Source organism: Streptomyces erythrochromogenes (genome assembly GCF_040684695.1).
Lineage (GTDB): Bacteria > Actinomycetota > Actinomycetes > Streptomycetales > Streptomycetaceae > Streptomyces > Streptomyces erythrochromogenes_C.
This window is the reverse complement of record NZ_JBFBGM010000001.1, coordinates 895,429-919,565: the sequence shown is the minus strand read 5'-3', so window position 1 is coordinate 919,565 and position 24,137 is coordinate 895,429. Positions and strand designations below refer to the sequence as shown.

Annotated in this window: 26 protein-coding genes and 1 tRNA gene; 14 read left to right on the top strand and 13 right to left on the bottom strand. The window is 73.5% G+C overall.

Going from position 1 to position 24,137, the window contains the following annotated elements; genetic code table 11:
* Window positions 1–116: 116 nt before the first annotated feature.
* Both AB0O53_RS03975 and AB0O53_RS03970 read right to left on the bottom strand, forming a co-directional pair.
* Window positions 117–824, bottom strand: coding sequence for a ribonuclease H family protein (locus tag AB0O53_RS03975; protein ID WP_350989636.1), 708 nt, complete (start codon window positions 822–824; stop codon window positions 117–119).
* Between the two features lie 7 nt (window positions 825–831).
* Entirely contained in the window at window positions 832–1,263 is a 432-nt protein-coding gene (locus AB0O53_RS03970) for a MerR family transcriptional regulator (protein WP_350989634.1), read from the bottom strand.
* 50 nt (window positions 1,264–1,313) lie between these two features.
* On the opposite strand from AB0O53_RS03970, the gene AB0O53_RS03965 reads away from it, so the two are divergent.
* A complete protein-coding gene (locus tag AB0O53_RS03965; protein WP_365193095.1) occupies window positions 1,314–2,648 on the top strand; it encodes an MFS transporter in 1,335 nt (444 codons plus the stop codon).
* A gap of 75 nt (window positions 2,649–2,723) precedes the next feature.
* On the opposite strand, the gene AB0O53_RS03960 is transcribed toward AB0O53_RS03965, so the two are convergent.
* On the bottom strand, window positions 2,724–2,927 hold the full coding sequence (locus AB0O53_RS03960; protein WP_030036890.1) for a cold-shock protein: 204 nt from the start codon (window positions 2,925–2,927) through the stop codon (window positions 2,724–2,726).
* Window positions 2,928–3,215: 288 nt separating this feature from the next.
* Here AB0O53_RS03960 and AB0O53_RS03955 point away from each other — a divergent pair.
* From AB0O53_RS03955 to AB0O53_RS03930, 6 genes are all read left to right on the top strand, one after another.
* Window positions 3,216–3,289: transfer RNA gene (locus AB0O53_RS03955), tRNA-Met, on the top strand.
* Between the two features lie 164 nt (window positions 3,290–3,453).
* On the top strand, window positions 3,454–3,951 hold the full coding sequence (locus tag AB0O53_RS03950) for a SigE family RNA polymerase sigma factor (protein WP_350989631.1): 498 nt from the start codon (window positions 3,454–3,456) through the stop codon (window positions 3,949–3,951).
* Window positions 3,944–4,384 (top strand): superantigen-like protein SSL4, encoded by a 441-nt coding sequence (locus tag AB0O53_RS03945; RefSeq protein ID WP_365193093.1) that lies wholly within the window; start codon window positions 3,944–3,946, stop codon window positions 4,382–4,384. The genes AB0O53_RS03950 and AB0O53_RS03945 overlap by 8 nt, the downstream gene beginning before the upstream one ends.
* A 179-nt stretch (window positions 4,385–4,563) precedes the next feature.
* Window positions 4,564–5,799, top strand: coding sequence for a mannosyltransferase family protein (locus tag AB0O53_RS03940; protein ID WP_365193091.1), 1,236 nt, complete (start codon window positions 4,564–4,566; stop codon window positions 5,797–5,799).
* 93 nt (window positions 5,800–5,892) lie between these two features.
* Window positions 5,893–6,123, top strand: a complete 231-nt coding sequence (locus AB0O53_RS03935) for an antitoxin MazE7 (protein WP_350989625.1) — start codon at window positions 5,893–5,895, stop codon at window positions 6,121–6,123.
* 155 nt (window positions 6,124–6,278) lie between these two features.
* Window positions 6,279–7,109 carry a class I SAM-dependent methyltransferase gene (locus AB0O53_RS03930; RefSeq protein WP_350989623.1) on the top strand — a complete coding sequence of 277 codons (831 nt, stop codon included), beginning with the start codon at window positions 6,279–6,281 and terminating at the stop codon, window positions 7,107–7,109.
* A gap of 66 nt (window positions 7,110–7,175) precedes the next feature.
* Here AB0O53_RS03930 and AB0O53_RS03925 read toward each other — a convergent pair whose 3' ends face one another.
* Window positions 7,176–8,135 (bottom strand): LysR family transcriptional regulator, encoded by a 960-nt coding sequence (locus AB0O53_RS03925; RefSeq protein ID WP_350989621.1) that lies wholly within the window; start codon window positions 8,133–8,135, stop codon window positions 7,176–7,178.
* Window positions 8,136–8,309: 174 nt separating this feature from the next.
* On the opposite strand from AB0O53_RS03925, the gene AB0O53_RS03920 reads away from it, so the two are divergent.
* Window positions 8,310–11,792 (top strand): M28 family peptidase, encoded by a 3,483-nt coding sequence (locus AB0O53_RS03920; RefSeq protein ID WP_435886586.1) that lies wholly within the window; start codon window positions 8,310–8,312, stop codon window positions 11,790–11,792.
* Window positions 11,793–11,885: 93 nt separating this feature from the next.
* Here AB0O53_RS03920 and AB0O53_RS03915 read toward each other — a convergent pair whose 3' ends face one another.
* The 4 genes from AB0O53_RS03915 to AB0O53_RS03900 form a co-directional block, all read right to left on the bottom strand.
* On the bottom strand, window positions 11,886–12,995 hold the full coding sequence (locus AB0O53_RS03915; RefSeq protein WP_350989619.1) for a serine hydrolase domain-containing protein: 1,110 nt from the start codon (window positions 12,993–12,995) through the stop codon (window positions 11,886–11,888).
* Between the two features lie 138 nt (window positions 12,996–13,133).
* A complete protein-coding gene (locus AB0O53_RS03910) occupies window positions 13,134–13,421 on the bottom strand; it encodes a hypothetical protein (RefSeq protein ID WP_350989617.1) in 288 nt (95 codons plus the stop codon).
* A gap of 319 nt (window positions 13,422–13,740) precedes the next feature.
* Window positions 13,741–14,154, bottom strand: a complete 414-nt coding sequence (locus AB0O53_RS03905; protein ID WP_350989615.1) for a rodlin — start codon at window positions 14,152–14,154, stop codon at window positions 13,741–13,743.
* 102 nt (window positions 14,155–14,256) lie between these two features.
* On the bottom strand, window positions 14,257–14,994 hold the full coding sequence (locus AB0O53_RS03900) for a class I SAM-dependent methyltransferase (RefSeq protein ID WP_365193087.1): 738 nt from the start codon (window positions 14,992–14,994) through the stop codon (window positions 14,257–14,259).
* Between the two features lie 150 nt (window positions 14,995–15,144).
* Here AB0O53_RS03900 and AB0O53_RS03895 point away from each other — a divergent pair, with 150 nt between their 5' ends.
* The gene (locus AB0O53_RS03895) at window positions 15,145–16,659 is read left to right on the top strand and encodes an AMP-binding protein (RefSeq protein ID WP_350989611.1); all 1,515 of its coding nucleotides are present in this window, start codon (window positions 15,145–15,147) and stop codon (window positions 16,657–16,659) included.
* 101 nt (window positions 16,660–16,760) lie between these two features.
* Entirely contained in the window at window positions 16,761–17,789 is a 1,029-nt protein-coding gene (locus tag AB0O53_RS03890; RefSeq protein ID WP_365193085.1) for an alpha/beta hydrolase, read from the top strand.
* 84 nt (window positions 17,790–17,873) lie between these two features.
* On the opposite strand, the gene AB0O53_RS03885 is transcribed toward AB0O53_RS03890, so the two are convergent.
* On the bottom strand, window positions 17,874–18,413 hold the full coding sequence (locus AB0O53_RS03885; protein WP_350989605.1) for an SMI1/KNR4 family protein: 540 nt from the start codon (window positions 18,411–18,413) through the stop codon (window positions 17,874–17,876).
* Window positions 18,414–18,480: 67 nt separating this feature from the next.
* On the opposite strand from AB0O53_RS03885, the gene AB0O53_RS03880 reads away from it, so the two are divergent.
* On the top strand, window positions 18,481–18,957 hold the full coding sequence (locus AB0O53_RS03880; protein ID WP_350989603.1) for a DUF6924 domain-containing protein: 477 nt from the start codon (window positions 18,481–18,483) through the stop codon (window positions 18,955–18,957).
* 154 nt (window positions 18,958–19,111) lie between these two features.
* A complete protein-coding gene (locus tag AB0O53_RS03875) occupies window positions 19,112–19,846 on the top strand; it encodes a DUF4328 domain-containing protein (RefSeq protein ID WP_350989602.1) in 735 nt (244 codons plus the stop codon).
* A gap of 8 nt (window positions 19,847–19,854) precedes the next feature.
* Here AB0O53_RS03875 and AB0O53_RS03870 read toward each other — a convergent pair whose 3' ends face one another.
* From AB0O53_RS03870 to AB0O53_RS03860, 3 genes are all read right to left on the bottom strand, one after another.
* Window positions 19,855–20,037 carry a hypothetical protein gene (locus tag AB0O53_RS03870; protein WP_350989600.1) on the bottom strand — a complete coding sequence of 61 codons (183 nt, stop codon included), beginning with the start codon at window positions 20,035–20,037 and terminating at the stop codon, window positions 19,855–19,857.
* Between the two features lie 77 nt (window positions 20,038–20,114).
* Window positions 20,115–21,440, bottom strand: a complete 1,326-nt coding sequence (locus AB0O53_RS03865) for an RNA polymerase sigma factor (protein WP_350989598.1) — start codon at window positions 21,438–21,440, stop codon at window positions 20,115–20,117.
* Window positions 21,440–21,856, bottom strand: coding sequence for a YciI family protein (locus tag AB0O53_RS03860; RefSeq protein ID WP_350989596.1), 417 nt, complete (start codon window positions 21,854–21,856; stop codon window positions 21,440–21,442). Before AB0O53_RS03860 ends, AB0O53_RS03865 begins: the two co-directional genes overlap by 1 nt.
* 176 nt (window positions 21,857–22,032) lie before the next feature.
* Between AB0O53_RS03860 and AB0O53_RS03855 the strand changes: the two genes are divergently transcribed.
* Together AB0O53_RS03855 and AB0O53_RS03850 are read left to right on the top strand one after the other, a co-directional pair.
* On the top strand, window positions 22,033–22,464 hold the full coding sequence (locus AB0O53_RS03855) for a GNAT family N-acetyltransferase (RefSeq protein ID WP_350989594.1): 432 nt from the start codon (window positions 22,033–22,035) through the stop codon (window positions 22,462–22,464).
* A gap of 425 nt (window positions 22,465–22,889) precedes the next feature.
* A complete protein-coding gene (locus tag AB0O53_RS03850; RefSeq protein ID WP_365193081.1) occupies window positions 22,890–23,327 on the top strand; it encodes a hypothetical protein in 438 nt (145 codons plus the stop codon).
* Window positions 23,328–23,337: 10 nt separating this feature from the next.
* On the opposite strand, the gene AB0O53_RS03845 is transcribed toward AB0O53_RS03850, so the two are convergent.
* Window positions 23,338–23,997: a lysophospholipid acyltransferase family protein gene (locus tag AB0O53_RS03845; RefSeq protein ID WP_365193079.1), complete on the bottom strand. Its 660-nt coding sequence runs from the start codon at window positions 23,995–23,997 to the stop codon at window positions 23,338–23,340.
* Window positions 23,998–24,137 lie beyond the last annotated feature (140 nt).

Below are 24,137 nucleotides of genomic sequence, written 5' to 3'. Positions count from 1 at the left end.
CGGGGCCCATGGCACCGGGCAACGCCGGCTCGGCCGACGAGATCCGAACGAGACGATCCGGCCGGCGGCACCCTGTGTGCGGTGACCACTACGCGGTGACTGCTACGCGGTGACTCCTACGCGCTGACCCCGTCGGCCGCTGCGGTCGCGCAGCTCTCGTGACCCCAGCGGCTGCCGTTCTTGGCGATCATGTCACCGGCCGCGTACGGCTTCCCGCAGGGGCAACTGCCCGGGAACTTCGCCTTGATGGCGCGGCTGCCCCGGCCCGCCGCGGATCCGGCGGCCGATCGCTTCTTCGCCGCGGCGGACTTGGGGCGCGCGGGCGCGGCAGGGGCCGGTACGGGCAGGTCCGCATGGCCCAGGGCCGTGCCCGCGGGCTCCTGCCTGAGCGCCGCGTCACTGGCGGCCTGGTCGGCGATGGCGTTCAGGTGGTCGCCGTCCTCGCGGTGCGCGGGAACGTACCGGAACGTCACGTCGCGGTCGGCCAGCAGCCGGTCGATCTCCTCGACGAGTTCACGGTTGGCGACGGGCCCGCCGGAGGACGTCTTCCACCCGTTGCGCTTCCACCCCGGCAGCCACTGCGTGACCGCCTTCATCGCGTACTGCGAATCCATTCGCACCTCGACGGCCGTACCGGGCGCCAGCGCCTCCAGCAGCCGCTGGAGCGCGGTCAGCTCCCCGACGTTGTTGGTGGCCCGCCCCAGCGGACCGGCCTCCCAGCGCTCGGGGCGTCCCTCGGCGTCGGCGATGACCCATCCCCATCCGGCGGGACCGGGGTTACCCTTCGCCGCTCCGTCACAGGCGGCAATGATGCGATCAGACATCCCCCGATCATGCCTCATGCGCGGGGGTGGTCGGACCCTCGGCCGGTCGGGCACCGGGCCCGTCCTCGGCGAGCAGCCCGCACGTGTCGAAGTTCATGCATCCGCAGGCCAGGCAGTCGGCGACGGCGTCGCGCAGCATCTGCGTCTGCCGGATGAACAGGTCCAGCTCGGGGAGCTTGCGCTCGGCGAGGGCGCGCCACTGCCGGGTGGTCCCGCGGTCGGCACCGGCGTCCAGCAGGGCCCGGATCTCGGCCAGGGTGAAGCCGGCCCGCTGCGCCATCTTGACCAGCGCGATCCGCCGCACGGTGGCGACCGGGTAGACCCGCCGGCCCGCCGCCCGCTCGGCGGACGGCAGCAGGCCGACGCTCTCGTAGTAGCGCAGCGCCGAGGGCCGCATCCCGACCCGCTTCGCGAGTTCCCCGATGCCGAGCTGTCGCACTGATCACTCCCCCTTGACCTCAAGCGTGCTTGAACCACGAGTCTGGCCCGGTGACTTCCGTACGGACAACTCGCCTCCTGCCGCAGGCCTACCGGCCGCTCTTCGCCCACGCCGGGTTCACACGCCTGCTGCCCGCCCTCGCGGCCTCCGACCTCGGTGACGGGATGAGCGTGGTCGCGGTGGCGTGGCTGGCCATCGAGATCGCGCCGCCCGGCCGCTCGGGCCTGCTCCTGGGGGCCGCGCTCGCCGCGTACGCCCTTCCCGGCGCCCTCGGCGCGCTGCTCTTCGGCCGGTGGCTGCGCCGGCTCCCCCCGGCGCGGCTGCTGGCGGCCGACAGCAGGATCCGTGCGGTGCTCCTGGGCTGTGTGCCCCTGGCCTGGGCTGCGGGGGTGCTGCACCCGGTGCTGTACGTGGCCCTGCTGGCGGGTTCGTCCGTCCTGCACGCCTGGGGCAATGCCGGCCGGTATTCGCTGGTCGCGCAGATGCTCCCGGCGGAGCAGCGGCTGGCGGCCAACGCCCTGCTCTCCTCCAGCGTCTCCGCCTCAATCGTCATCGGTCCGGCCCTGGCCGGGTTCCTGGCGATGGTGGTGAGTCCCGCCTGGCTGATCGGTCTCGACGCGCTGTCCTTCGCCGTGCTCGCCGTACAGGTGGGCAGGGTCCGGTCCGCGGACGCCGAGGCGCGGACCCCGGAGGGGGCGCAAGAGCCGCAGGCCGGCGCCGACCGGCCGTCCGCCGGTCTGCAGTTGTTGCGCAGGCAGCCCGAACTCCTCGGCGTCCTCGCGCTGACCTGGTTCTTCAACTTCCTTTACGGACCGGCGGAGGTCGCGCTCCCGCTGCACGTCACCGAAGACCTGCACGCCGGTGCGGGCCTTCTGGGGCTCTACTGGGCACTGTTCGGCGCGGGCGCCGTGCTGGGCGGGCTGACCGCCGGCGCCCTGCGGAAGTTCCCGCTCTGGCCGGTCACCCTCGGGATCGTCGCGGGCTGGGGCCTCACCCTCGTCCCCTTCGGGCTGGGCGCCTCAGCGCCCGTCACCCTGGCCTGCTTCACCCTGGGCGGGCTGATCTACGGACCGTTCACCGCACTGTCCTACACCCTGTTCCAGGAACGCACCCCGGCCGCCTGGCTGACGACGGTCCTCGCGGCCCGCAGTGCGGCCCTCCTGACCGCAGGGCCGGTGGGCACGGCGCTGGGCGGGCCGCTGATCGCGCTGATGGGACCCCGCGGGGTGCTGGCGGCCTCCGGGATCGCGACGGTCGCGCTCGCCGCCGTCGGTGCGGCGGTCCGGATCCGGAGCACGCGCCGGCCGGCGCCCCGGCCGGGACCGGACGACAGATCGGAGCCGGGAAACGGATCAGGGCCGTGCGGCGCTGCCGCACGGCCCTGATCGTCCCTCTTCCGGTTCACCCGGCGGAGGAAACGGTTCTCCGGAGTCCGGGCCTCAGCCCGGACCGGCCGGGGATCAGGCGGGGGTGATGTTCTCCGCCTGCGGGCCCTTCTGGCCCTGCGTGATGTCGAAGGTCACGGCCTGACCCTCCTGGAGCTCACGGTAGCCCGTGGCGTTGATCGCCGAGTAGTGGGCGAAGACGTCCGGGCCGCCACCGTCCTGGGCGATGAAGCCGAAGCCCTTCTCAGAGTTGAACCACTTCACGGTTCCCGTAGCCATGTTCATGCCTTCCCGTTGACGTACGCCCTCCACACGGCGTGGAGGACGGAGGTGATCGCCCTGGTCCTACGGCACAACACAGCAAAACTGCCCACGCCTGGAGGCGCGGGCAAGGCACTCGGAACCACGACAGCTACCGGAGAAGGTACACGCCTGCACGCACTGTCACCAGGGGGAATGATCTCGCCTGCGCGGCGGGAATTCGCCCTTGTACGGACTTGCCGGGCGGCGGCTCCCGAAAATGCCCCGGGTGCGGTCCCCCGGATGCCGTAGGGTGAGGTCCGCCGACGCGGGGTGGAGCAGCTCGGTAGCTCGCTGGGCTCATAACCCAGAGGTCGCAGGTTCAAATCCTGTCCCCGCTACTCCTCGGAAGGGCCCGGATCCTTGTGGATCCGGGCCCTTCCGCCGTTTCGGACCCCTCCCGGTGTGACCGCAGTCACAGAATTTCCTGTCGTCCCGTGTCGACCGGATGCGGTGCGCCGGGCGTATGCCCGGTGAGAGGGATACATGGATTCGGGAGCGATTTTTGACCGTCGAGGAGTTCGAAGCGTTCTACGCACAAGCGGCGGGAAGGCTCACAGGACAGCTGTACGTGATGCTCGGTGATCACCACGAGGCGCAGGACGTGGTGCAGGAGGCCTTCGTCCGGGGATGGGGGCGCCGGAGCCAGCTGGACCGGGACGGCCGGCCGGAGGCGTGGATCCGCACCGTCGCGTGGCGGCTCGCGGTCAGCCGCTGGCGGGTGCGCCGGCGGTCCGCCGACGCCTGGCGGCGCAGTGCTCCCGCACCGCACGTCGAGGGTCCCGGACCCGAGGCGGTGGCCCTCGTCGAGGCGCTGCGGCAGCTTCCGCTGAAGCAGCGCCGCACGATGGCGCTGCACTACCTCTGCGACCTGACGGTCGAGCAGATCGCCGTCGAGACCTCGCTGTCCGCGAGCACCGTCAAGACACACCTCTCGCGCGGCCGGGCCGCGCTCTCACGCCAGCTGCAGGATCCGCGCACCGAGGAGGCTCCCGATGCCTGAGTCCCACGACCCGCTGCGGTCGGCCTTCCACACGGCGGCCTCCGCCGGACAGTCCGCGACGACCCTCCCGCCCGTCTCCCTCATCGAGCAGCACGGCGAACGGGTGCGGCGGCGCCGCATCGCGGGCATCGCCGCCGCCTGCTGTCTGCTGCTCGGCGGATCCGGAGCGGCACTGGCCGCGTTCCTGCCGCAGGACTCCGGCCGCCCGACGCTCCCGGCGACCACTCCCTCTCCCGTGGCGCCGTCCGGTCTGCCGACCTCACTGCCGACCTCCGCGCCCCCCTCCGCGCAGAGCACCACGTCGTCACTGACCCCGCCCAGCGCGACCGCGGGAGTGGGCAACCCCGACCCCACCTCCACGATGACCGCCCGCCCGCCCCAGGGATCGATGCACCCCGGCACCCCCACCTCCACCACGCAGCCGCCCCGATAGCGGGGTGTCCCGCGGATCGGGCCTGATCCGCGGGACACCTCCCGGCCGGCGCGCGCCACCGCCGTCCACACCGGCCCACACCACCGCCCACACCACCGCCCACACCGCCGCCCGCGGACACCGGCCCGGAAACCCGGCCCGGCGGTTCCGCACACCCTCAGACGGCCAGGAGATCCCTTATGTCCGTTTCAGCCCCGCACCGTCCGGTCGAGGTCCCCCACTCCCGGCCCGCGCCTCCGGGCCGTCCCGCGGCCCGGCGTCCCCGCCGCACGCTCCGGGCACCGCGGTGGCTCGGGCCGGCCGACCGGGAGGTGCTGTGGCTCTACCTGCTGACCCGCGTCGGCGTCTGGGCCACCGCGGGCGCCGTCGGCTGGCTGTTCCCCGCGGACGGCGACAGCCGCCGTCCCCCGTCGCTCCTCGCGCCCTGGGAGCGCTGGGACTGGGCGTTCTACTTCCGCATAGCCAGGGACGGCTACTTCCCCGACGCGACGGGACCCTGGACGGTCGGCTGGGACAACAGGGAGGCCTTCCTGCCCGGCTTCCCCCTGGCCCTGCGCGCCGTGCACACGGTCGTCCCCTCCTGGGCCGCGTCCGGCGCGCTGATCTCCTTCGTCGCGGGAGCCGTCGCCGTCCTGGCGCTGGCCCGGATCGCCCGCGAGCGGCTGGGCGAAGCGGACGCCGGGCGGCGTGCGGTGACGTACCTGCTGGTCTCGCCCTGCGCCGTGTTCCTCGCCGCCGGCTACACCGAATCCCTCTTCCTCGCGCTGGCCCTGCCCGCCTGGCTGGCGGCGCAGCGCCGGAACTGGGCGACCGCCTCGGTCCTGGCCTGCCTGGCCTGCTCGGTACGGGTCACCGGGCTCTTCCTCGCGGCGGCGCTGGCCCTGCACTTCCTCATGACCGCGCGGAACCGCGCAGCCTGGCGCTCGGCCCCCTGGCTGCTCCTGCCGGCCCTCCCCCCGCTGCTCTTCAGCTGGTACCTGCACGCGTGGACCGGGGACTGGATGGCCTGGAAGCACTCTCAGGAGCGGGGCTGGTACCGGGAGTTCCACCTGCCGTGGGAGGCCTGGTCCCACACGTGGACGGCCGCTTTCGGACACACCCAGCCCACGGGGTACGCGTTCATGTGGCAGGCGGAGCTGCTGGCCATGGTGGCCGGCGTCGTCCTCCTGGCCGTCCTGGTACGGGGCCGCCGCTGGCCGGAGGCCCTCTACATCGCCCTCACCCTGTGGGCCCTGGGCACCTCCTACTGGTACACCTCCGTGCCCCGCTCCACGCTGCTGTGGTGGCCGCTGTGGATCGCCCTCGCCGGCTGGAGCCTGCGCCGCCGGTGGGTGCACAGCGCCTACCTGTACGTCGCCGGCCCCTTGTGCACCACCGTGGCCATCACCTTCCTCACCGGGCGCTGGGCCGGATAGGGCGTGGTGCGGGCTAGGGCGCGGTCCGGACGGGGCGTGGTCCGGCGGGCCGAACGGGCCCCCGGGCGGCCACCGGGCGCGCATACTCGGAGGATGGCCGACACCACCACCGTCGAGGTCGACACCGACGTGCGCGACCGGCTCGCCGTGCTCGCCGCCGACCGCGGACTGAGCCTGCGCGCGTACCTCGCCGAGCTGACCGCCGCCCAGGAGAACCGGGCGGCGCTCGCGCGCGCCGCCCTGGCCTTCGAGGAGGCGCTGGAGCGCCCCGGCTTCCGCGAAGGCTTCGCGCGCGACTTCGGCGGCCTCACGGCCCGCGACTGAAGCGCGCGGCCGCGCGGCGCGGGCCGGCCCGACAGCCCGCGGCCGGCGCGGGCCCGACGCCGGACCGACACCCTGCTGGCCGCCCCGACGGGCCGGTCCGCCGGAACGTCCCTACGCTCGGGGAAGGACCGCTTCGAGCGCTGGAGGACGCTGTCATGACCGATGCGAGCGAGGCGCGGCAGGCCGACCGCACCCTGAAGGCCAAGCACCGTGCGATGTGGGCGCTGGGCGACTACCCGTCCGTCGCCTCCCACGTCGTCTCCCCGCTGGGGCCCCTGCTGGTGAAGGAGTGCGGGATCCGGGCCGGCGACCGGGTCCTCGACATCGCCGCGGGCTCCGGCAACGCCGCCGTCCCCGCCGCGCTGGCCGGGGCGGACGTCGTGGCCTCCGACCTGACCCCCGAGCTGCTGGAGGTCGGGCGGCACCTGGCCGCCGTACAGGGCGCGCAGCTGGAGTGGCGGGAGGCGGACGCCGAGGACCTGCCCTTCGCGGACGGCGAGTTCGACGTCGTCATGTCGTGCATCGGCATCATGTTCGCCCCGCACCACCGCACCGCCGCCGACGAGATGCTCCGCGTGTGCCGGGCCGGCGGCACGGTCGGGCTGATCAGCTGGACCCCCGAGGGGTTCGTCGGCCGGCTGTTCGCCACGATGAAGCCGTACGCCCCGCCGCCCCCGCCCGGTGTGCAGCCGCCGCCGCTGTGGGGCAGCGAGGAGTACGTCCACGAGCTGCTCGGCGACGCGGTCACCGATGTCGTCGCCCGCCGCGCCAAGGTCCGCGTGACCCTCTTCAAGAACCCGTCGGACTTCCGGGAGTTCTTCAAGGCCTGCTACGGGCCGACCATCGCCGTGTACCGCGCGGTCGGCGACGACCCCGAGAAGGTCGCGGCCCTGGACGCGGCGCTCGACGCCCTCGCCGCCGAGCACACCACGGACGGCGTCATGGAGTGGGAGTACCTGCTCCTGACCGCCCACCGCCGCAGCTGACGCCCAACACCCAACACCCGACACCCGACACCCGAAGAGTGACGCCTCGGCCGACCGGCCGAGGCGTCAGTCGATGACCGGGTGCACTTCCGGGTGCGCGTCCCACCACTCCCGGTGGAAGGGGTTGTTGTCGACGTTGGCCAGGTAGGCGCGGGCCGCCGCCCGGTAGAGCTGCTGGGCCTGGCCGGCCGAGAGGGCCGAGCGGTTCCAGGCGAGCCGGATGCGTCCGGTGATGGGGCTGCCGACGAGCGGGCGCAGCACCGTGCCCTCGGCCGTCGGCGCCGTCGGCTGGCTGAGCGAGACCGCCCGCCCGGCCGCGATCAGGTCGTAGTGCATCTTGCGGTCGGTGATCCGGTAGCGCAGTGACGGGCTGAACCCGGCCTCCGCGCAGGCCGCGACGAGGGCCTCGGGACCGCCGTCGTCGTCCTCCACCGGGGTCATCCACGGTTCCCCGGCGAGGTCGGCCAGGTCGACGCGGTCCAGGCCGGCCAGCCGGTGCCTCGCGGACAGCCTGATGCCGAAGGGCTCCTTGGGGATCAGGGTCCTGGCCAAGGTGCCTTCCGGCAGCGGCACTTCGTGGTCGTTGACCTCGCCGTAGACGATGGCGTCGTAGCGTCCGGCGCCGAGCATCCGGGCCAGCGCGGTCACCGAGTCCTCCAGGTCCACGGCGATCTCCCGGCCGGACATCGACAGGTCGGTCTGAGCCAGGAGGCCGTCGAGCAGCACGAGCAGGATGCAGCCGAGGCGCAGCGGGCCGCCGGTGGAGAAGGCGCGCGCCTCGGCCCCCAGGGCGTCCATCTCGCTCAGTACGCGGCGCGCCCTGGCCAGGACGAACTGGCCCAGCGCCGTGGGCTCCACCCCGCCCCTACCCCGGACGAACAGCTCGCCCCCGGTGACCCGTTCGATGCGCCTGAGCTGGGCGGACAGTGCGGGCTGCGAGACTCCGAGCCGCCGTGCCGCGCCCCCCAGGCTGCCCGCCTCCGCTATCCGGAGGACGGCTTGCAGATGCCTCAACTCCAGCTGCATCCGGGCAGCGTACGCAGGGCGGCGCGACCGCACCATAACGCGGGTCTTATGCCTTCCGGGATGTCCCATTCTCGTCATGTCCACGCTCATACTCGGCCGCGAACGAACACCCACTCATCCCCGAACCCCCCACGATCGGAGTGGACGTTGCAGCCCACCAGATGGACGGCGGCCGTGGCAGCGATGGCGCTGACCGCGAGCCTCGCCGGCGCCCTGGCCGGGACGGCATCGGCAGCGCCGCAGGCGCAGCCCGCACCGTCCCAGAAGGACACCCCCGCCGCACGCGCGGTCGCGGCCGCCGACCGGGCGGTCGACAGCGGTCTCGACTCCCTGGTCAACTCCGCGCAGGAGCAGTACGAGCGACGGCTCGTCACCCCCTGGGTGAAGGACCTCTATTCGGTGTCGTACGAGCGCAGCTACCGCGGCCTGCCGGTCGTCGGCGGCGACGCGGTCGTCCTCGCCGACGGCGCCGGCAAGGTCCGCGCCCTCCAGTCCGCCTCTTCCGTACGCATCGACATCGCCACCCGTGCCTCGGTGTCCGCGAAGGACGCCGAGGCCACGTCGCGGACGAAGCTCGCCGCGGTCGACAAGGTCGAGAGAAGCCGGCTCGTCGTCCGGCTCAAGGACGACAAGCCCGTGCTGGCCTGGGAGACGGTCCTGAGCGGCCGTACCCGGACCGCGCCCAGCAAGCTCCACGTCTTCGTCGACGCGCGCACCGGCGCCTTCGTCGACAGCTACGACGACGTGGTCGCGGGCACCGGCAACAGCAAGTGGAACGGGCCCGGCCCGATCGCCATCGACACCACCAACTCGGGTTCCACGTACACGCTGCGCGACCCGAACCGCACCGGCCTGAGCTGCGCGGACTACAGCACCGGCACGGTCTTCACGAAGTCCTCCGACTCCTGGGGCACCGGCAACCCCACGAGCAAGGAGACCGGCTGCGTCGACCTGATGTTCGCCGCGCAGAAGCAGTGGGACATGCTCTCCCAGTGGCTGGGCCGCAACGGCGTCAGCGGCAACGGCCGCAGCTTCCCCGCCAAGGTCGGCCTGAACGACCTGAACGCCTACTGGGACGGCAGCTCGGTCACCATCGGCCGCAACAGCGCCAACGAGTGGATCGCCGGCGTCGACGTGGTGGCCCACGAGTACGGGCACGCCATCGACTCCAACACCCCCGGCGGCACCAGCGGCCAGGAGGCCGGACTCGGCGAGGCCACCGGCGACATCTTCGGCGCGCTGACCGAGGCGTACATCAACCAGCCGGCCCCGTACGACACCCCGGACTACACGGTCGGCGAGGTCATCAACCTCCAGGGCCGCGGCCCGATCCGCAACATGTACAACCCGCCGGCCGTCAACAACGACCCGGCCTGCTACAGCTCCGCGATACCCGGTACGGAGGTGCACGCGGCGGCCGGTCCCCTGAACCACTGGTTCTACCTGCTGGCCGAGGGCACCAGCCCGGGCGGCGGCAAGCCCAGCAGCAGCACCTGCAACGGGACCACCCTGACCGGTGTGGGCGTGCAGAACGCCGGCAAGATCTTCTACGGCGGCATGCTGCTGAAGACCAGCAGCATGTCCTACAAGAAGTACCGCACGGCCACGCTGAACTCGGCGAAGTCGCTGGACGCCACCTGCGACCTCTTCAACCGGACCAAGGGCGCCTGGGACGCCATCAGCGTGCCGGCCCAGACCGCCGACCCGACCTGCACCCCGAGCGGCCAGAACAACGACTTCTCGATGACGCTGAGCCCCTCGTCGGGCACCGTCCAGCAGGGCGGTACGGTCACCACCACGGTCGGCACCACCGTCACCACCGGCACCGCCCAGTCGGTGACGCTGACCGCCTCCGGCCTGCCGGCCGGGGTGAGCGCCTCCTTCAACCCGGCGACCGTGCAGTCCGGCCAGTCCTCGGTGCTGACCCTGACCGCCACCTCCAACGCCGCGCCCGGCACGTCCACGGTCGTCGTCAAGGGCCAGGGCACGGCCCTGTCGCACACGGTCGACTACACGCTGAACGTGGGCGGGACCCAGCCCGGCAACGACCCGCCGGACATCGACGTCGCCAAGGTGCAGGCGCACCTGACGCAGTTCAACACCATCGCCACGCAGAACGGCGGCCACCGCCGTGCGGGCAGCGCCGGCTACACCCAGTCGCTGGCCTACGTGAAGGGCAAGCTCCAGGCGGCCGGTTACACGGTCACCGAGCAGAACTGCACCACCTGCACCTACCCCTCCAACAACCTGATCGCGGACTGGCCCGGCGGCCCCGCCGACCAGACCGTCATGTTCGGCGCCCACCTGGACGGCGTCTCGGCCGGGCCCGGCATCAACGACAACGGCTCGGGCTCCGCGACCCTCCTGGAGAACGCCCTCGTCCTCGCCGAGAAGAACCCGACGATGACCAAGCACGTGCGCTTCGCCTGGTGGACCGACGAGGAGCAGGGCCTCAACGGCTCCGAGTTCTACGTCAACCAGCTCAGCAGCGCCCAGCGCGCGGCCATCAAGGGCTACTACAACTTCGACATGGTCGGCTCCACCAACGGCGGCTACTTCATCAACAACCTGAACTCCGCCACCGCGGCCCCGCTCAAGGCGTACTGGACCTCGCTGAACCTGGCGCCCGAGGAGAACACCGAGGGCCAGGGCCGCAGCGACGACTACTCCTTCCAGCAGGGCGGCATCCCCACCTCCGGCTACGCGGCCGGGGCCAGCGCCCGCAAGACCTCGGCGCAGGCCTCGAAGTGGGGCGGCACGGCGAACGCCGCCTACGACCCCTGCTACCACAGCTCCTGCGACACCACGAACAACATCAACGCCACGGTGCTCAACCGCAGCGCGGACGGCGTCGCCTACGCCGTCTGGAAGCAGGCCGTGGGCGGCGAGACCCCCGCTCAGGACTTCTCCATCGGCGTCAGCCCCTCCGCGGGCAGCGCGGCTCCCGGCGGTTCCGCCTCGGCGACGGTGAACACCGCCACCGTGAGCGGCGCGGCCCAGACCGTCGCGCTCTCCGTCTCCGGCGCGCCGTCCGGCGTGACCGCCACCCTCAGCCCGGCCTCCGTGCAGTCCGGCAGCTCCTCGACGCTGTCCGTCCAGGTCGGTGCGGGCACGGCGCCGGGCACCTACACCCTGACGGTCACCGGCTCGGGCACCGTCAGCCACACCACCACCTACACGCTGACGGTCACGGGCGGCGGCAGCTGCACGCCGCGCCAGCTCGTGGTCAACGGCGGCTTCGAGAACGGCTCCAGCCCGTGGACCGCGACCGCGGGCGTGATCACCAACCAGTCCGGCCAGGTCCCCCACGGCGGCAGCTACAAGGCCTGGCACAACGGGTACGGCTCCACCCACACGGACAGCGCCTCCCAGTCGCTGGCCATCCCCTCGGGCTGTGCCTCGTACCGGCTCTCGTTCTTCCTCCACATCGACACGGACGAGAACGAGAGCGTCGTCTACGACCGGTTCGCGGTCTCCGTGGCCGGCCAGACGCTGGCGTCCTTCTCCAACCTGGACGCGAACTCCGGTTACGCCGAGAAGACCTACGACCTGTCGGCGTACGCCGGCCGGACCGTCACCCTGAAGTTCAACGGCGTGGAGGACCAGTCCCTCCAGACCTCCTTCGTCGTGGACGACGTCACCCTCCAGGTGAGCTGAGCCCGTGAGCTGATCCACCCGGACGACCGAAGCACGGCCCGGCCCGGCACGACGGGGCCGGGCCGTGCGTCACGCCCGGCGTGACGCCGCGTGTCACGCCGGGCGGTCGCCGGCGAACTCGGCCTCCAGTACCTGGGTGAAGATGCCGATCGGGTCGTCCCAGTCGCCGTTGACGCTCTGGGCGACGAGGTGCTCGCCGTCGCGCGTGCCGTACGTGTAGCAGAAGGAGCCGTTGATGGCGCCGCCCATGCCCCAGACCGTCGCGCCCGAGGACACCGTCATCGACGACATGCCCAGGCCGTAGGAGGCGCCGGGGATCCACTTGCCCTCGGGGGCCGGACGGGCCGCGAACATCTCCTCCTGCTGGGCGGGCGGCAGCAGCCGGCCGCCGAGCAGCTCCGCGAAGAAGCGGTTCAGGTCCCCGGCGGTGGAGACCATGCCGCCGGCCGACCAGGCGAAGCTGGTGTTCAGCTCCGTCACGTCGTGGATCTCGGCGTCGGGCGTGTTGAGGAAGTTCTTGCTGTAGAGACGGGCGTGCGGACCGCGCAGACCGTGCTCGCCCGCGTCCGGGAGGTACGTTCCGGTCAGCCCGAGCGGCCGGGCGATGCGTCGCTCCAGCTGGTCGGCGAGGGTCCGGCCGCTCGCCTTCTCGATGATCAGGCCCGCCAGGACGTAGCCGGTGTTGCTGTACGTCCAGCCCTCGCCCGGGGCGAAGTCGGGCGCGTGGCTGGTCGCGATCTCCACGAGCTGCTCGGGGCTGAAGCGGTCGTAGCGGTGTTCCAGGAAGGCCGGGCCGTAGTGCCGGGAGAGCAGCGACTCGTCGACGGCGTAGTTGAAGAGCCCGCTGGTCATGCCGAGCAGGTGCCGGACGGTGATCGCGCCGGCGTCGTATCCGTTGCCCCTGACCAGGCCCGGGAGCCACCGCTCCACGGTGTCGTCCAGGGAGAGTTCGCGCTCGGCGGCGAGCTGGAGCGCGAGCGTGGCCGTGAAGGTCTTGGTGGTGCTCCCGATGCGGTACTGCTCCTCGGGCCGCCGCTCGCGGCCGGTCGCCGTGTCGGCCACCCCCGCCGCTGCGAACCACCGGCCCCGGCGGTCCTGGACCTCGGCGACCATGCCGGGGAGGCCGGCCGTGCTCACCGCCCGGTCCAGTACCTCCTGCACGGCGGCATGCGAACTCCTCTGCTGGGGAACGGGCTTGGTCATCCGTCGGCTCCTCCGTGCGCGCCTCTCACGTGTTTCCCGATGGGAGTGACGCTACGGCGCGGCACCCCGGCCGCGCTGGCCCGCTCCCGGCCAACATCAACACGACCGAAACGCCCCGGTTCACCCGTCCGTGGGCCCCTACGTGCGGCGGGCGCCCCGCCCCTTGTCCTCGGGGGCGATCATGGCGATCAGCCCGTAGTCCAACTCGGCGCCGTCGACGAGCAGGGCCTCGATGGTGCGCGTGGCGGGGTCGATGTCGGCCTCCACGCCCTCCCCCCGGTAGCGGGGGTATCCGGAGGCCCCCTGCTCGCCGGTCGCCTCGACCACGGCCGACCTCAGGGCACGGTCCGCCGGGGAGGCGCCACGGAGGTTTTCGATGTGCTCGGGCACCACCAGGATCTCGAAGCTCTGCGGCTCAGTGGTCATGGAACCGAAGCTACCGGATGGGGCGCCGCTCAGCCGGTTTCACACGTCGCGCCGCCGCACCACGATCACGGCGAGGGCGACGGCGGGCGGTCTGCGCGGTGAGGGCGCGGGACGCGGTGCACGCGCGACAGAGCCTCCGGCCCGGACGGGCGGGAGGCTCTGTGGTGTGACGTTCGGTGCCCACGCCGCCGGCCGCCGGGCCGGCGCGCGCCGTTCGAACCGCCGGACCGGCGTATCGACGGATCCGGAGGGAACAAGCCGGGGCCCCGTGGGCACTCGCGCAGGCGTCGGAGGCCCCGGCTCGTACAAGGGGACTGCGTCAGCTGCCGGCCGAGACGTTGCCGGAGAGGACCGGGATGTTGTCCAGGATGTGGGAGAGGGACTCGTCGCCCTTGGCCTGGGTGGAGTTCTCGGCGCACTGCTGGTTCTGCGGGTTGGACAGGACGTTGATGTCCTGGACGCCGACGTTGGCGATGAGCGCCAGCACGGACTGGGCGTTGACCTTCACCGGCAGACCGATGCAGGGCTTGTTCAGGGTGCCCTGGACCAGGCCGAGCTGCGGGCTCTGGTCGCCTTCCGTCTTCTGGTTGCCGTAGATCTGCTGGGCACCGTTGCCGTTGACGGTGTTGACGCCGTTGTCGTTGCCGATGGCCATGGCCGGGGCGGCGACTGCGGCACCCGCGCCGACGAGGGAGGCGGTGGCGGCGGCGGTGGCCATAATCTTCTTGAGCATCAGGGGTCCTTATGTCACACGCGTGCATGGGGGTGAGCGCCTTGATCAACGGGCGGGGCGGCGGTCGGTTCCGGCGCTTCACCCGATTGGCGGCACCCCGTGTCAACCTCCGCGGACGGCCACGTTCAGCTCGACCACGTAGTGCTCCTCCACCCACCCGTCGGGGAAACGGTCCATCAGGAGGGCCCGTTCGTCGGCGAGGAAGGCGTCGGTACCGGGCTCGCCGACGAGGAAGAGGGAATGAGTGGACAGTTTGGCCAGGTGCGTGTCGACCGGGACCCGGCGCGACCACGGCAGGTGACGGCCGGTGAACCGTAGCCCGTCCTGCGGACGGGCACGTTCGTTGATGTACCAGCCCGGCCCGAACCGGGCCTCGATGCGGGCCTGCTGTTCCGCGATCCATCCGACCGTGACGTCCGGGTCGTTGTGCCAGATCGCCAGCGCCCCGCCCGGCCGCAGCACCCGCAGCGCCTCGGGCACGGCGCGGTCCGGATCGGTCCAGTGCCAGGACTGCGCGTACGTCAGCAGGTCCAGGCATCCGCAGGACAGGGGCAGCCTGTTGCCGTCCGCGCGCACCAGCGGGGTGCCGGGGTTGCGCCGCCGGAACTCGGCGGCCATGCCCTCGCCCGGCTCCACCCCGACCACGCGGGCGCCGCGCGCCGCCAGCAGGGACGTGGCGATTCCCGTACCCGCTCCCACGTCGGCGACGCGGGAGCCGGCCAGGGGGAAGCCGGCCAGTTCCGCCAGCGCGTCGAAGAGTTCCGGCGGGTACGAGGGGCGGCTCGCGGCGTAGCGCGCCGCCGCTGAACTGAATGAACGAGCACGGGATTCGGTCGTCATGACGCCCATGATGCCGCCGGCCCGGCCTTCCGTGGAGGGGGCCGCCGGTGTGGCGGCGGCCGGTGCGCCCGCGGCCCGTGTGGCGGCGCCGCGTGGGGCGGGAGTGACCGTACGATCGCCCCCGGTACGGCGGCGGGAGGCGGATCGCACATGGTGGCCGCGCGGTATGTCACGGAGCTGGTCGCGGCGTTCGAGCGGCACGCCGGGCGGCCCGCGCTGGGGGCCGGCCCGGTCGTGCTGGAGTTCCAGGAGGTGCTCGACGCGGCCTGGCGGCTGGCCGGAGTGCTGGCCGATGCGGGGATCGGGCGCGGCGCGGGGCTGGCCTGTGTCGCGGGCGCCAACCGGCCGGAGGTGCTGCTGGTGCGGATCGCCGCGCATCTGCTGGGTGCGCGGCTGACGCAGGTCGTCGTCGGACCGGCGCTGTACGGGCTGGACTTCGTCCTGCGGGACTGCCGGCCGGACCTGGTGGTGCACGACGTACCGGTGCCCGCCACGGGGGCCCGCCGGCTGGGCCTGGACGAGGCGGTGCTGCGGGCGGCCGGCCGGCGCGCGGCCGGGCCGGTTTCCGTGCGGGCGCGGGACGGTGACGTGGCGCGTGTGACGTACACCGGCGGGACCACGGGGCGGCCCAAGGGGGTCGCCTCCACCTTCGGGGCGATGGCCGCGCGGAACTCCGTACGGCCCGCGGACTGGGCGAAGACGGATCACCTGTCGGTCACCTCGCTCGCGCAGCGGGCCGGCGGTCGGTGCCTGGAGCAGTTCCGGGCGGGCGGGCGGGTGGAGATCCTCGAACGGTTCGGGACGAGGGAGTTCGCGGCGGCCTGCCTGCGGCTGGGGCCGGTGTCGACGTATCTGACGACATCGATGGTGTACCGGCTGCTGGACGATCCGGTGACCGCCCGCGGGGTCCCGGGGCTGGAGGTGGTCTCCTACGGGGACTCCCCGGTCCATCCGGAGCGGCTGCGGGAGGCGGTGACCCGCTGGGGCGGGCAGTGGCGGCAGGGCTACGGCACCAACGAGGCCGGGGTGATCTGCCGGCTGACGCCGGCCGACCACGATGCGGCGGTGGCCGGGCGGCCGGAGCTGCTGGCGTCGGTGGGCCGGCCCGTCGACGGGGTGGAGGCCGAGGTCCGCGACGGGCAGGGGGCGGTGGTGGCGGCCGGGCGCACGGGTGAGGTGTGGACGCGGTCGGCGGCGGTGATGTCCGGCTACTGGGGCAGCCCCGGGGCGACGGCCGAGGTGCTGCGGGACGGCTGGCTGCGGACCGGGGACCTCGGGCACTTCGACGGGGACGGCTACCTGTACCTCGACGACCGGGCCGTGGACGTGGTGATGGTCGACGGGGACAACGTGTACTGCGTGCCGGTGGAGGCGGCGCTCGCCCGGCATCCCGCCGTGGCGCGGGCCGCGGTGGTGGGCCGGCACAGCGATCTCACCGGGGAGGAGGTGTGCGCCTTCCTGGTGCCGGCGGCGGGGTGCGCGCCGGGCCCCGGGGCGGCCGGTGAGGCCTGCGACCTGGTGGAGCGGGCGCTGGCCCGGGCGCACCGGCCCACCACCGTGTTCTGGGTGCGGGAGCTCCCGCTGACCGCGCGCGGCAAGCCGGACAAACGACGGCTGCGCGAACGCGCGGCAGCGGCCCCGGAGCCGGACGGCGGTCGGGCGTAGCGGTGGAGCGCCGGTCCGCCCGCCCGGCACCATGGGCAGACCCTGGGTGGCTCCCGGTCGGAGGCCATGTCCGGTTCCGGGGAGGGTGGTTGACTGGGGGCATGGATCTCGCGCGAAAGGGGCCCGGCCCCGACTCCGTGGCGTGGTGTGCGCCCCCGTTCGACGCCGAGCTGGCCGTGGCGCTGGCGGCCTCGGGGGGCGGGGCGGCCGGGGAGCCGTTCACGCCGGAGAACCTCGCGGCCCGGCAGGCGCGGGACGTCGCCGTGCGGCCGCGGCCGACCGTGCGGGAGCTCCGGGACGGCGGCCGCTTCGAGGTCGACGAGCTGTGCGTGCCGGGGCCGCCCGGCGGGCCCGACGTGACGCTGGTCAGCGCGCGGCCCGCGGGCCTCGACGGGCCGCTGCCCCTGCTGTACTACATGCACGGCGGCGGCATGGTCCTGGGCAACGCCTCGGTGGTGCTCCCGCAGTTGCTCCGCGAGTGGGCCCTGCCCCTGGAGATGGCCGTCGTCTCCGTCGAGTACCGGCTGGCACCCCGGGTACGCCACCCCGGACCGGTGGAGGACTGCTACGCCGGTCTCGTCTGGGCGGCAGCCCACGCGGCGGACCTGCGCGTCGACCCGGAGCGCATCGTCATCGGCGGGAAGAGCGCCGGCGGCGGCCTCGCCGCGGCGCTCGGCCTGCTCACCCGGGACCGGGGCGGGCCGAGGCCCCTCGGCCAGCTCCTCCTGTGCCCGATGCTCGACGACCGCGACGCGACCTTCTCCGGCCGCCAGATGGCCGGCGTCGACGTCTGGGACCGCACCTCCAACGCGACGGCCTGGCAGGCGCTGCTCGGCGACCTGTACGGCACCCCGGACGTGCCGGCGTACGCGGCCCCCGCGCGGGCCACCGACCTGTCCGGGCTGCCCCCTGCCTACATCGACGTCGGGTCCGCCGAGACGTTCCGCGACGAGGACGTGGCCTACGCGAACGCGATATGGCAGGCGGGCGGCGAGGCCGAACTGCACGTGTGGCCCGGGGCCTTCCACGGCTTCGACACCCTCGCGCCGGGTGCGGCGCTCAGCCGGGAGGCGCGCGACGCCCGCACGCGCTGGCTCCGGCGCGTCCTCAGCCGCTCCGCGGCCGCCTGAACGGCTCGGCGAGCCGGGCGAGGTACACGGCGGGGCGGCCTGGCGGCGCGGCCGTACCCAGGTCGCCCCCGCGTGCCATGCCCGTCAGCCCCACCCGTTGGCGCCGGCCTCCCTGCGCCGGAGCCACTCGGCGAATCCGGCCGGTTCGCCGTCGGGTGCGGGGCTGGCGCCGACGTCCGTGACCAGCCAGACCCGGCCGCGCTGCGGTCCCGTGGTGACGAGGAGCCAGAAGGCCTGGTCGTCCTGCGCGCAGAGCACGATCGAGCCGTGGGAGAACACCGCGTCGATCCGGGCGTCCTCGTCGTCGGCGGGCTCGTCTTCCTCCCAGATCCATTCGTCCTCGAGCGGGAACATCGCGCCCGGCCGCCTCGGCCCCTCGTCGGCCCAGCACGCGGGCAGCTGTCCGAGGGCCTGCAGCCCGGCGTCGCTCGGACCCGCGGTGGAGCCGTTGCCGACTTCGGCGACGAACGACCGGTACGGCTCCGGCAGCGCCACCCCGTTCTCCGCCTCCCACGCCTCGACGGCCGCGTACCCGAGGGGCGGCTCGCGCCGGTCGGCGGGGACCGCGGCACGCAGTGCCTCCAGGACGGCTTCGTCGGGGCGCGGGTCAGGTGTTCTCGTCACGCCCGCCATGATCGCAGGATCCGGGCAGGACGTAACCTGGGGCCTCGCTTTCGAGGGAGGGGCCGACATGCTGCCCGAGGTTGTCGGACGTGACGAGTTCGCCGCGCTGGTCGTCAGGACCGACTACGACGACGAACCGGCGTGGCGTGCGGTGGTGGCGGACCTGCGCGAGCGGGGTGTGGACGCGGAGTTCGAGGCCTCCGTCCACGTCGTGGACGACCCGGTCTGGTCCGGTGCCGCGTCCGACGCGGTCATCGCCGCGGTCGGCCGGGACGAGGACCTGAGCGTGGTGTTCCTCGCCGACGGTGTCACGATGCGGTCCCCGCACCGTGCGCTGCTCGCCCTCGACCTCGGGGCCGAGGACGAAGACCTCGACCCCGAGTACTACCGGGAGCTCGTCGACTCCCCGGCGCCCCGCGAGTTCCGCACCGCACCGGCCGCCGTGCACGACGTCCACGCGAACCTTTCGATCGCGAACCTGGACTTCGAGGAGTTCGCGTACGGGGCGCTCGCCGATCCGGACGGCGTATTCCGGTCGTTCTGAGCCACGGCGGGTCGACGGACGCCGCGCGGTTCGCCCGGCTGCGACCTGGGGAAACGGGTGTGACGCGGATCGTGCGGATGCCGTAGGTTCCTGCCTGGCCCGCACTCTTCGGCGCGCCCTTTCCTGTCCTGTACCCGTGGGGGGTTGCTTCAGCATGTCCACGTTTCCGGCCGGTTCCCCGGTCCCGTCCCCGGATGCCGGGCCCGTCGCCACGGGCGTACGGCTGCGCCCGGCCGTGGTTCTGGCCGTCGCGCTGACCGTGGTGTGCGTGCTGTTCGCCGGGTGCAGCGCGTACGCCGTCCACGCGGACTGGAGCATGTGGGCGCTCATGGGCCGGCTCGTTGCGGACCCCGGTGCGGTCGGCGACGCCGAACCGGGCAGCGGCGAGAGCCTGTTCCTCATGGCCTCCTCGGTCCAGTCCAAGGCCTTGATCGTCACGTGCGCCGTGTTCTTCGTCTGGTCCCACCTGGTGCGCGCGAACGCCCGGGTGTTCGCGCGGGGCGCGGACGCGCCCGCATCCGGTGTGGCGGTCGGTGCCCGGTTCGTGCCGCTCGCCAACCTCAGGCTGCCGAACCGGATCGCGGCGGCGACCTGGGTGTCGAGCAGGCCCCTCGGGGCGGACGAAGGCTTCCGGCGGTTCCCGCTGACCCTGGTCAACGTCTGGTGGGTCGTCTTCGTGGCGGCCCGGGTCCTGGCGTGGTGCGGGGGCATGGGCTACAGCCTCGCCCAGGGCCCCGGCGCCGTTCGCCACGCGGTCGCAGCCATGCTGTTGGGAGACGTCCTCGACATCGTGGCGGCCGTCCTCCTGCCGCTCTTCGTCATCAGGCTGACGGCCATGCAGCGCGCCAGGCACGCCCAGTCTCCCGCCGTCCCGGCGGTGCGGCAGTAGCCGTCCGGTCAGGCGGCCGGAACAACCGAGGCGCGCACGGCCGCGGCCCACTCCTGGAGGAGGGCGGCGTGGCGGACGCGCTCCGCGTCGCAGAGGCGGCCTTCGGCGCGCGCGAAGAGACAGCGGATGTCGGCGTTGATCTCGGCGAGGGTGCGTTCGCGGACCTGGTGGTCGTCAGGGGTCGGGCTCACGTGATCAAGAGTAGGGCCGGGGTCCGACAGCCGTGCACCATGTCCGGCATGCGGACGGCGGGGTCCGCCGCGCGGGCTCATTCGGCGATCCGGGCCGCCCGGGACCGGAGGTAGCGGCGCTCCGGGGCGCTGAGGGTGAGGCCGGCGGCCTTGGCGTACGCGGCGCGGGCCGCCGCCCGGTCACCGGCGCTCTCCAGCAGGTGGGCCCGTACGGCTTCGAGGCGGTGGTACCCGGCGAGGTGGTCGTCGTCGTCCAACTCGGCGAGCAGGTCCAGGGCCGGACGCGGTCCGTGCACCATGGCCACGGCGACCGCGTGGCCCAGGCGTTCCACGGGTCCGGGGACGAGCCGGACGAGCACCTCGTAGAGGGCGAGGATCTCCGCCCAGTCGGTGTCCTCCCCGCTCGCCGCCTCGTCGTGGACGGCGGCGATCGCGGCCCGCAGCTGGTACGGGCCGAGCGGCGTGCGGGTCAGGGCATCGCTGACCAGCGCGACGCCTTCGGCGATCGCGTCCCGGTCCCAGCGGGTACGGTCCTGCTCCGCGAGGGGGATCAGGCTGCCGTCCGGACCGGTACGCGCGCCGCGCCGGGCATCGGTGAGCAGCATCAGCGCCAGCAGGCCGGCCACCTCGCCGTCGTCCGGCAGCAGCGTGTGGACCGCGCGGGTGAGGCGGATCGCCTCGGTGGCGAGGTCGGCACGGTGCAGTTCACGGCCGGAGGTTGCCGTGTAGCCCTCGTTGAAGATGAGGTAGAGCACGTGGAGCACGTCGGCCGGCCGCGTCGCCCGTGCGCGTTCCCCGTCCTGGTCCTGGTCCTCGTCCTGGTCCTGGTGCCGTTCGTGTTCGTTGTCGTCTGTGTCGGCTGTGTCGGCGGGGGTGCCGAACGGTGACGGAGAGGTCCTGATGCGCCGTTTCGCACGGCTGATGCGCTGCGCCATGGTGGCCTCGGGCACGAGGAGCGCGCGGGCGATCTCGGCCGTGGTGAGGCCGCCCACGGCCCGCAGGGTGAGGGCGATCCGGCCCGCGGCGGGCAGGTCGGCACGGCAGCAGAGGAAGAGCAGGGCGAGGGTGTCGTCCTCGGCGGGGACACGGCCCTCCCCCGGTGGCGGTGCCACGAACGCGTCGCGCGGGGTCAGCGCCGCGGCCGTCTCCTCACGCCGCCTGCGCGCGTCCTCGCTGCGCAGCTGGTCGGTGAGCCGGCGGGAGGCGACACGGATGAGCCATCCGCGCGGGTTGCGGGGGCGGCCCTCCTCGGGCCACTGCCGGGCGGCGGCGAGCAGTGCCTCCTGCACCGCGTCCTCCGCCGCGTCGAAGTGTCCGTAGCGGCGCAGGAGCGCGCCGAGCACCTGCGGCGCCAGCCGGCGCAGCAGGTCCTCGCTCGCGGGTTCGGGGGCGGGGTGCGCCATCACATCTCGGTGCCCGATGCGGTGTCGACGGGCCGGACGACGACCGGGTAGTTGGGTGCCCCCTCGGGCACCGGGCAGGCGTGGGCGCGGGCGGCGATCTCGGCCGCCCTGGCGAAGTCGGGGACGTCGACGATCCAGTAGCCGGCGAGCACCTCTTTGGCCTCGCCGTAGGGGCCGTCGGAGATCACGGGCGTTCCGTCGGCGCCCGCGGTCACGAGCCTGGCCAGGCGGGGTTCGGTGAGGCCCTGGCCGTCGACCCATTCGCCCGATTCGGCGAGGTCGTCGTTCAGGGCGCCCATGTGGTCGAACATCGCCTTGAGATCCGCCTCCGACCACGCGGGGTTGCCGGTGCTCGCCCGGCCGCCCATGGCGTCGTAGTCCGCCTGACTCCCGAGAACCATCAGCATGTACTTCATGGGGTGCCACTCCTTCTGGTCGCGCTCCCGGATCGGAGCCTCTCGCAGGGGACGTCGGAGCCGTCCCTCCCATTTCGACACGTCGCCCGCAGCCTCGCGAGGTCGCGGCCCTCTCGTCGCCCCGACCGCCGCCGTGCGCCCGCCGCCCGCCGCGTCGCGCCCGTTACGCTGCCGCCATGAAGATCATCGACCTGGAGCCCGGTGACGCCCGGCTCACCGCCGACCTCCTTCCCGTGCTGCTCGAACTGCGTCCCCACCTCACCGAGGAGCTGTTCCTCTCGGTGCTCGAGGAAGGGCGGGGCCAGGGCCTGCGTTTCACCGCGGCCTATGACGCGGACGGCGTGTGCGTGGGTGCGGCGGGCTGGCGGATCGTCGCCACCACGTCCATGGTCCGCAAGCTCTACGTCGACGATCTGGTCACCGCGGCCGCCGCCCGTTCCGGCGGTGTGGGCCACGCGCTGCTCGGGCACCTGGAGCAGCACGCCCGGGCCGCCCTGTGCACCGCGCTCACCCTGGACTCCGGGACCCAGCGGACCGACGCGCACCGCTTCTACTTCCGTGAGCGGATGGCCGTGACCGCCTTCAGCTTCGAGAAGCCGCTGCGCTGAGGGCGGTGAGGGGCGGGCCCGCCTCCGTGACCGAACCGTCGCCGCCCCGAGGCCCGATCGGGCTCGTCGGCGCGGTACCGGCTTGTTAGGTTCCTGGCGTCGTCGACCCCGGGGGAACCGATCCCATGCCCGTAGCCCGAGTTCACCACGGTGGCCTGTGTGTCGTGGCCGTGGCCGTCGTCCTGCTCGCAGGCGCCTCCGGGTGTGCGAAGGGGGGCGGCGGGGACCCGAAGGCCGCGGCCCCGCCCGCGTCCTCGTCCGCGCCGGCCTCCCCCTCGTCCTCGTCCGTGCCTTCTGCCGCGCCGTCGGAACCGGTCTCGGCCACCGCCACCCCCACGGCTGCGGTCGCGACTGCCGGAGCCCCGTCGGCGGTATCGGCCGCGACACCGTACGCACCGGCGGCACCCACCCGGCTGACCGTCGCAGTGGAAACCCGCGGCGGTCGGCTCACCCTCGTACGGGGCGGCGCCGCGCAGGAGTTCACCGTCACCCTGCGGAACGGGAACTCCGCCGACTACCGGCATCTGCTCGTGGCGTTCCAGATGGAGGTGCTCGTCGGTGAACCGGGCGACCGGCGGGGCGGGGGTGCGGGGCCCGGTTCCGGTTTCCTGCTGGAGCGGTTCGACCGGGCCTCCGGCACCTGGCGACCGGCCGAACTGCGCGTCGCGAACGACGCCGGGCCCCTGTCGCTGTACGCGGGCGGCGGGCCCCTCGCCCGTGACGCCGTCCGCGTCGAGCGCTACCGGCTGCGCGCGACCGCCGACGGCCCCACCGGCAGCACACCGGTGGTCGTGTCCTTCGTCGACACGGACACCGACCGGGAGGCGGCGGCCCATGTCCTGCTCGGGCACAGCACCGGTTGAGGGTGAGCCGTCACCCGGCCGCGCAGGCCTCTCCGACGGCGGAGGCGGCGGTGCGCCAGGCCGCGGTGACGGCTTCGCGGGCCCGGTCCGTCGCCTCCGGCACCCGGTCGGGGAGGTGCACCGGCGAGCCGATGTGCACGTGGAGGCAGGGCCGGCGCAGCGGCGCGGTGAAGACCCCGGCGAGCTGCTTGGCGCCGCTGCCGGAGCACAGGCGGCGGGAGCCGGCCTGGCCGACGGGGACGACGGGGGCTCCGGTCGCGGCGGCGAGCCGGGCCAGGCCACTGCGGAAGGGGCCCGGGGCGGACTCCCCCGCGTCGCGGCGCGTCGGCAGCCTGCCCTCGCCGTAGAGCAGCACGTTGCGACCCGAGGCGAGGGCCACGGCGGCGGCGTCCAGGGAGTCCGCGGCCCGGGCGGTGCCGCGGTGGACGGCGATGTGCCCGTCGCGGCGCAGCGCCTGACCGAGCAGCGGTACGCGCCACAGTCCGGCGGTGGCCAGGATGACCGGCTCGATCCCGTGGCGGCGCAAGGCCGCGACGACGACGGCGGGGTCCGCGAGCGAGGTGTGGTTGGCCACGAGGATGGAACCGGTGGCGGGCCGGGCACCGGGGTCGGCGGTGACGGTCAGCCGCCCGAAGGCGGGGACCAGGGCGGCGGCGATTCGGCTGAGCATGGACGTCCCCGTTCGGTGGTGCGGTGGTGGTGCGGTGGTGTTGCCGTCCATCGTCGACGGGGGCGAGGGCGCGGTCATGAGTAGCCGTACTCACCGAATATGACCGAACGGTCACAAGATCGGACTCGGGGAACGCGTGG